General features: G+C 58.5%; 6 protein-coding genes and 2 tRNA genes. 2 read left to right on the plus strand and 6 right to left on the minus strand.

Annotated features, from left to right (window positions below):
• Nucleotides 1-66, minus strand: a tRNA-Met gene (locus tag AC1RQB_RS27295).
• A gap of 223 nt (nucleotides 67-289) precedes the next feature.
• A tRNA-Met gene (locus AC1RQB_RS27300) sits at nucleotides 290-366 on the minus strand.
• Nucleotides 367-666: 300 nt separating this feature from the next.
• On the opposite strand from AC1RQB_RS27300, the gene dinB reads away from it, so the two are divergent.
• Nucleotides 667-1,728, plus strand: a complete 1,062-nt coding sequence (gene dinB, locus AC1RQB_RS27305) for a DNA polymerase IV (protein ID WP_063342672.1) — start codon at nucleotides 667-669, stop codon at nucleotides 1,726-1,728.
• Between the two features lie 124 nt (nucleotides 1,729-1,852).
• Here dinB and AC1RQB_RS27310 read toward each other — a convergent pair whose 3' ends face one another.
• The 4 genes from AC1RQB_RS27310 to AC1RQB_RS27325 all read right to left on the minus strand — a co-directional run bounded on the left by AC1RQB_RS27310 (nucleotide 1,853) and on the right by AC1RQB_RS27325 (nucleotide 6,638).
• On the minus strand, nucleotides 1,853-2,806 hold the full coding sequence (locus AC1RQB_RS27310) for a hypothetical protein (RefSeq protein ID WP_008072742.1): 954 nt from the start codon (nucleotides 2,804-2,806) through the stop codon (nucleotides 1,853-1,855).
• Between the two features lie 17 nt (nucleotides 2,807-2,823).
• Nucleotides 2,824-4,539 carry a proline--tRNA ligase gene (locus AC1RQB_RS27315; RefSeq protein ID WP_008072744.1) on the minus strand — a complete coding sequence of 572 codons (1,716 nt, stop codon included), beginning with the start codon at nucleotides 4,537-4,539 and terminating at the stop codon, nucleotides 2,824-2,826.
• 141 nt (nucleotides 4,540-4,680) lie between these two features.
• A complete protein-coding gene (locus tag AC1RQB_RS27320) occupies nucleotides 4,681-6,240 on the minus strand; it encodes an AmpG family muropeptide MFS transporter (protein WP_063342673.1) in 1,560 nt (519 codons plus the stop codon).
• Between the two features lie 44 nt (nucleotides 6,241-6,284).
• Nucleotides 6,285-6,638 (minus strand): MGMT family protein, encoded by a 354-nt coding sequence (locus AC1RQB_RS27325; RefSeq protein ID WP_007940587.1) that lies wholly within the window; start codon nucleotides 6,636-6,638, stop codon nucleotides 6,285-6,287.
• Between the two features lie 167 nt (nucleotides 6,639-6,805).
• On the opposite strand from AC1RQB_RS27325, the gene AC1RQB_RS27330 reads away from it, so the two are divergent.
• The gene (locus tag AC1RQB_RS27330; RefSeq protein ID WP_008072747.1) at nucleotides 6,806-7,813 is read left to right on the plus strand and encodes a DUF481 domain-containing protein; all 1,008 of its coding nucleotides are present in this window, start codon (nucleotides 6,806-6,808) and stop codon (nucleotides 7,811-7,813) included.
• Nucleotides 7,814-7,917: the final 104 nt, after the last annotated feature.

Genomic DNA, 7,917 nt, shown 5'->3' on the forward strand with positions numbered 1-7,917 from the left:
GGAGCCGGATTTGAACCGACGACCTTCGGGTTATGAGCCCGACGAGCTACCAGACTGCTCCATCCCGCGTCTGTGTGGCGGCATTCTACAGGCGAACGCCGGAGTGTCAACCGTTAATCCCAGTATGGCTCAAATAAGTGTAAAACGACGGTGAACGGTCGCAGGGGAGACCTAAGTTTCGGAATCAGAACGATTTCTTGTTTCTGTGCCGAAAGGCATAGACCGCCGATTTTTATAAAACAGGCGCGCACAAAAAAGGCCACTCTTTCGAGTAGCCTTTTTTGATGTTTGGTTGCGGGAGCCGGATTTGAACCGACGACCTTCGGGTTATGAGCCCGACGAGCTACCAGACTGCTCCATCCCGCGTCTGTGTGTCGGCATTCTACAGAGGATCGCAGGGCTGTCAACCTTCAATCTCAGTAAAACCTGTTCCTATTCAAGCGCTTAGGTGAAAAGATCAATGGCTTGCCGGTCTGAAACGCAGGCGGGGCAAGGCTTGTGGCTCTATCGAGAGGGCTCTTTCGATTGAGAAAATAAATTCCTGTGTGCTTTTCCTACGGAGGAAAAAGAACATTCAGAGTACTGGTGCTATATACAGGTGTCAGTGAGATACTGCCGGTACGACTCACCAACACATCATTTCTTCGCCATGAACACCGCTTTTATATGACGCAGCGAAAAATCATCCACGTCGATTGTGACTGTTTCTACGCCGCCATCGAGATGCGTGACGACCCGCGCCTGGCCGGTAAGCCATTGGCGGTGGGCGGCTCGGCGGATCGGCGTGGGGTGATTGCCACCTGTAACTATGAAGCGCGGGCTTATGGCGTTCGCTCGGCCATGTCTTCCGGGCATGCCTTGAAACTCTGTCCGGACCTGACCATCGTCAAGCCGCGCATGGAGGCCTATAGAGAAGCATCGAAGGAAATTCATACGATCTTTCGCGATTACACCGACCTGATCGAACCGCTTTCCCTGGATGAGGCCTACCTCGACGTGTCGGACAGCGCGCATTTTGGCGGCAGCGCCACGCGAATCGCCCAGGACATTCGCCGCCGTGTCTCCAACCAGTTGCACATCACCGTGTCGGCCGGCGTGGCGCCGAACAAGTTTCTCGCCAAGATTGCCAGTGACTGGAAGAAGCCTAACGGCCTGTTCGTGATCACGCCGGATCAGGTGGAAGACTTCGTCAGTGGTTTGCCGGTGAGCAAGCTGCACGGTGTTGGCAAAGTGACCGCCGACAAACTCGGCAGGCTCGGCATCGTCGATTGCTCGCATTTGCGCGAGTGGGACAAGTTGGCGCTGGTGCGCGAATTCGGCAGCTTCGGCGAGCGGCTCTGGAGCCTCGCCCGTGGGATCGATGAGCGGTTGGTGCATAACGACAGTCGGCGGCAGTCGATCAGCGTCGAAAATACCTACGACACGGACCTGCCGGATCTGGTGAGTTGCCTGGATAAATTGCCCGAGTTGCTGGACTCCCTGAATGGCCGCATGGCAAGGATCGACAGCAGTTATCGGCCGGGAAAGCCGTTTGTCAAAGTGAAATTCCATGACTTTACCCAGACCACTTTGGAGCAGGCTGGGGCAGGGCGGGATCTGGGGAGTTATCAGTTGTTGCTGACCCAAGCCTTTAACCGTGGCGGGAAACCGGTGCGGTTGTTGGGGATTGGGGTGAGGCTGGAGGATTTGCGGGGCGGGTTTGAGCAGATGGAGTTGTTTGAGCGGTAGGGGCGGGGTTTTGGTGCGGTGGTAAATGTAATGACGCCTTCGCGAGCAAGCCCGCTCCCACATTGGTTTTATGGTGTTCACAAAACCAATGTGGGAGCGGGCTTGCTCGCGAAGCTTTAAGGGTTTAATTCGGTCCCGGATCCGCCACCAGTCGCCCGGCATCCTTGGTCAATGACTTGAGAAATTCGGCCTGCAACTCGGGATCGTTGCGGGTCAGTTCGATCAGGCTCTGTTCCAGCTCGCTGGCTTCTTCTTCCAGCCCCAGTTCCGACAGACGTTTGACCCGGTGTACCCACTGGCTCACTTCGTCGTCTTCAAGGTCATCGTAAATCAACCCATGCGCTTCGAGCAGCTTGCCGCGCAAGTTGCTGCTGATCGCCAGGGACGAGTCGGTGTGCACATCGTCCTTGTTGTCCTCGACACTGATCTGCAGTTTGCCCAGATGGTTGAGGTCATGTTCGGCGAATGGGCTGTCCAGCAGGTTCAGGCGCAACACGCCGTTACGATCGGTGGTCAGTTCGAAGGTGTTCTTGGCCGCCTTGACCTGCACCGGGCGCTCGCTCCACGGCAGGCTCGAGTACTCCGTGCGCTTGTCGCGCTGGACTTCGTCGATACCCGCCAGGTTCTGTTGTGCCCGACCATGAGACTGCGCGTTCATGAACGGGTTGAGCCCGGCGAAACCATAGCTGAGCCAGTCCTTCGTCACGCTGTCCGGCAGATTGCCGAGGGCGAACACGTTGACCACGTTCGCACCGACACCGGCCACCACGGCCACCGCGCCCAGCGGGATCTCATAGACCTCCCTCCAGGGTTGGTAAGGCGTGTAGCGATCGTAGTGACGCGTGACTTCGAACTCGGTGACTTCGAAAGTCTTCTGCTCGTGGATTTTCACCCGACGTTGTGGCAGCTCAAGCACCTTGGGCTCGCCGACATCGATCTGCAGGCTGTGATCGAGCAATTTGCGCTCGACCCGCTCCTCGTGCTCGTTGCGTTGTGACATCTGATTGGCACAGCCGCTGACCAGCAGCGCGCCGCACAGGGCGGCGCTACCGAGGCCTAAGGTGTTTCGCTTGAACATGACGTCTCTATCTGGTGTCAGCGGCGGATACGGGCCTGGAGGAAAGACAGCACGTCAGCGACCGGCAGCGCTTGCGCCTCGGCCTCTGTACGGCTCTTGTATTCCAGATTGCCGTCGGCGAGGCCGCGGTCACTGACCACGATCCGGTGTGGAATGCCAATCAGCTCCATGTCCGCGAACTTGATACCCGGGCTGGTTTTCTTGTCGCGGTCGTCCAGCAGCACTTCGAAGCCGGCGGCAGTCAGTTCTGCGTAGAGCTTGTCGGTAGCTTCGCGAACCTGCTCGGTTTCGTAGCGCAGCGGTACCAGAGCAACCTGGAACGGGGCCAGGGCGTCGCTCCAGATAATCCCGTTCTCGTCGTTGTTCTGTTCGATGGCGGCCGCCACTACACGAGATACGCCAATGCCATAACAGCCCATTTCCAGGGTGACCGGCTTGCCGTTCTCGCCCAGCACTTCGCACTTCATCGCTTTGCTGTACTTGTTGCCCAGCTGGAAGATGTGCCCGACTTCGATACCGCGCTTGATTTCCAGGGTGCCTTTGCCGTCCGGGCTCGGATCACCGGCCACGACATTACGCAGGTCGGCGACGGTCGGAACCGGCAGATCACGTTCCCAGTTCACGCCGAAGTAGTGCTTGTCGTCGATGTTGGCACCGATGCCGAAGTCGCTCATCAGCTCGACGGAACGGTCGATGATGATTGGCAGTGGCAGGTTCAACGGGCCAAGAGAACCGGCGCCGGCGCCGATGGCGTCGCGCAGTTCAGCTTCGGAAGCCATGACCAGCGGGCTGGCAACGCCAGGCTGGTTGGCGGCCTTGATTTCGTTCAGCTCGTGGTCGCCACGGATGATCAGGGCAATCAGTTTGCCTTGTTCTTCAGCGTGTACCACGAGAGTCTTGATGGTCTTTTCGATCGGCAGATTGAAGCCCTCGACCAGTTGCGCAATGGTCTTGGCGTTCGGCGTGTCGACCAGACGCAGCTCTTCGGCAGGCGCGGCACGAGAGGTTTCGCGCGGTACGGCTTCGGCCTTTTCGATGTTCGCTGCGTAGTCGGAACCGTTGCTGAAGACGATGTCGTCTTCGCCGGATTCGGCCAGCACGTGGAACTCGTGGGAGCCGGCACCACCGATCGAGCCGTTGTCGGCTTCAACCGGGCGGAACTTCAGGCCCAGACGGGTGAACACGTTGCAGTACGCCTGGTGCATACGATCGTAGGTGATCTGCAGCGAAGGCTGATCAGCGTGGAACGAATAGGCGTCCTTCATGATGAATTCGCGGCCGCGCATCAAACCGAAGCGTGGGCGGATTTCGTCACGGAATTTGGTCTGGATCTGATACAGGTTGATCGGCAGCTGTTTATAGCTGCTCAGCTCGTTGCGCATCAGGTCGGTGATGACTTCTTCGTGAGTCGGGCCGGCACAGAAGTCGCGACCGTGGCGATCCTTGAAGCGCAGCAATTCAGGACCGTATTCTTCCCAGCGACCGGATTCCTGCCACAGCTCAGCCGGTTGAGTGCTCGGCATCAACACTTCGAGAGAGCCGGCGGCGTTCATTTCTTCACGCACGATGGCTTCAACCTTGCGCATCACTCGCAAGCCCATGGGCAGCCAGGTGTACAGGCCCGAGGCGAGTTTGCGGATCATGCCGGCGCGCAGCATCAGCTGATGGCTGATGACAACCGCGTCGGAAGGCGTTTCTTTCTGTGTGGCGAGCAAAAATTGACTGGTGCGCATGGTTGGCCGTTGTCGGTTGCTGATGACGAGAAATGACGGAACATTGTACGGGCGAGATCAGCTGGCGTACAGGAGTGCGGCCGGCAGTGTCGCAGAGGGCGAGAATCTGCCCGCCCTCTGCGACACTTCTGGCTTAAGTGCCTACGATTCTTCCGCGACCTGGGACTGCACCGGTTCCGGCGTCGGGGTCGGACCGGCTCGGCGGTTTTCCTGGAACCAGTGCAGCGCGATCAACAGGAGAGTCGGAACACCCAGCAGGGCAGTGATCAGGAAGAAGTTGTGATAGCCGAATTTTTCCACCATAACCCCTGAGTAGCCGCCGATGAGGCGGGGCAGCAGGAGCATGATCGAGCTGAGCAGGGCGTACTGGGTGGCGGAGAACTTGAGATTGGTCAGGCTCGACAGGTAAGCGACAAATGCCGAAGTCGCCAGCCCTGAGCTGAAGTTATCCAGTGAAATAGTGACAATCAGCATCTGCAGATCGGCACCCATATCTGTAAGCATCAGGAACAGCAGGTTGGTACCGGCCGATGCAACGCCGCCAATGAACAGGATAGGCAGAATGCCGAAGCGCACGATCAGCAGGCCGCCCATGCCGGCGCCGACCAGCGTCATGATCAGGCCGAATATCTTGCTGACGCTGGCAATCTGATCCTTGGTGAACCCCTGGTCGATGTAGAACACGTTGGCCATCACGCCCATGACCGTATCGGACATCCGATAGGTGGCGATCAGCCCGAGCAGCAGCAGGGCTTGCCAGCGGTAACGCAGGATGAAGTCGTTGACCGGTGTCAGCACCGGGGCCAAGCCACGGCGGCCCATGGCCGACAGGCACAGGCCGGTAAGCGTGATATAGAGAATCGCCCGCAGGAACGCACGGTCTTCGAGCAGCAGGTCCAGTACGCTGACGCCGTTGAACAGTACGCTGGCGAAGTCAGTGTTGTAGAGCTGGGTGAACATGGCCGGTACGGACACCAGCAGCACGATCAGCACGAACACCGACGCCAATTGGTGCACAAAGCTGTAGCGTCCGGCCTGCAACTGGGTGCGCAAAGGCACCGGCGGTTCGCGCATGAACACGGTGGTCAGCAGCGCCGGGACCATCAAGACGCCGAACAGCACGTAGGTGCCGGTCCACGCCGCATGCTTATAGTTGAAACCGGTGGAGCCGAAGCCTTCGGCGAAGAACAGTGCGCCGGCAGTCGCCAGCAGGGCCGCGACCCGGTAACCGGCCATGTAACTGGCCGCCAGCGCAGCTTGGCGGGTTTCGTCGGCGATTTCCAGGCGATAGGCATCGACGGCAATGTCTTGCGTCGCCGAGGCGAAGGCGACGACCACGGCGATCGCGATCAACCAGGACAGGTGCTTTTGCGGGTCGCAGAATCCCATGCCGATCAGACCAAGGATTACGAGTGCCTGGGCCAGGACCAGCCAGGAGCGTCGTCGACCAAGCTTGCCAAGAAGTGGCAGGCGCCATTGGTCGAGCAGCGGGGACCAGACCCATTTAAAGGCGTAGGCCAGGCCGATCAGGCTTGCATAGCCGATGGTTTCGCGGGCAACACCGGCCTCGCGCAGCCAGACTGAAAGCGTCGAAAACACCAGCATGTAGGGCAAGCCGGCGGCGAAACCAAGCAGCAACAGCACGAGCGTCGAGGGGCTGGCATAGGCGGCGAGCGCGGCGCGCCAGGTTTTACGGGGCATGGGCTGGAGTCTGCCTCAAGGATTACGGAAACAAAGCGCGCACTCTAACCGCTGTGCTCTACCGGGCGCCACCCATGGCGCTGAATATCAACACGATTGTTCAGGACACTGATGCCTTCCATGCGCAATCGGGCCCGTTGTTCATCCCCCGAAGGGCTGCCCACGGGCAGGCTGATCCGACCGCCGGCACCCAGTACTCGGTGCCAGGGAAGTTTGGTGTCGCCGGGCAGTTGGCTCAGTGTTCGCCCGACCCAGCGGGCAGCACGACCCAGTCCGGCTAGCTCGGCGAGCTGGCCGTAACTCACGACTTTGCCCTCGGGCACTTGCGCCAGGGTCAGGTAGAGCGCCGTGCGTCGGATTTGCGCTGCGCTTTCGGTTTCAGCGGTTGAGTCGGTCACGTCCCGGGCTTCCTGAAAAAATGCGCAATTGACCGTCTGTAGAGTAAATCCAGGATCGCCTATTGAGAAATGAACTCAATAGAAAAAGTCGGGTCAGTCCTTGCTAGGGCCTTATTCCTATGGATAATGCCGACTTTTTTTCGCAAAGTTGAGCCTTCGATTCGCTTATGTTGTCCAGAACCTTGCTGTGCCTCGCTGTCGTCAGTGCTTCCACTCCCTTGCTCGCCGACACCGTCTGGTTGAAGAACGGTGACAAATTGAGCGGCAAAATCACCGTATTCGATGGTGGCAAGCTGCTGATTCAGACCGAGTACGCGGGCGCGGTTCCGATCGACTGGAATCAGGTCAAAACCCTGGAAAGCGATCAGCAACTGCTGGTCAAACAGGATGCCTACACCGGTGAGAAGGCCAAGTCGCTGCACGCGGCAGAGGATGGCAAAGTCACCCTGGCCAACGGCGATGGCCCCAAGACCGTGGAGCTGGCCAGTATCCAGCAGATGCTCAAGCCCAAACCGGTGGTTGAGGATCTGGTATGGAAGGGGCATGTCGATTTGGCGCTGGATTACCAGCGTGCCGAAAAAGACACTGATGATTATGACGTCGACTTCAAGACCAGTGCGCGCCATGGCAGATGGCGACACACGGCAGAAGGTGAGTACAACCGCGAATTCCAGGATGACGTAGTCACCACCGACAACTGGCGTGCCGAATATTCTCTCGACCGATTCCTCACTGAGAAGTGGTTCTGGCAAGGGCGTTTGAATTACAAGCGCGACAAGGTCGAAGAGCTCGCTCGGCAGCGCACCGTCGGTACCGGCCCCGGTTATCAATTCTGGGATAACGAACTGGGCGCCTTTTCCTTGGGCTCGCTGGTCAACCGCACGGACTATGAGTTCAGCGACGGCAGCAAGAAAAACTTCTATTCCCTGGCGATGAAGTGGGATTACAACCGTTACCTGATCGGCAAGAAGGTTGAGTTCTTCACCAATGGCGAAGTTGGCAAGCCGTTGTCAGGCGTAGCTGATTACGCACTCGATGCCGAAATGGGCTTGCGCTACAAAGTGACCGATTGGGCATCGCTTAACCTGAAGGCCGAACGAGACATTATCAGCGGTACTGACGATGCGGATCTGAGCAAGACCCGTTACACGGCGGGTTTTGGCGTAGCCTGGTAACACTGAAAGATCAAAAGATCGCAGCCTCGCTTCGCTCGACAGCTCCTACAGAGACCTGTCTCTTATCCACCTCTCCGAGCCCACGAGACCGGTCGGCATATCTG

The sequence above is a fragment of the Pseudomonas sp. GW822-FHT02E03 genome (genome assembly GCF_058802325.1).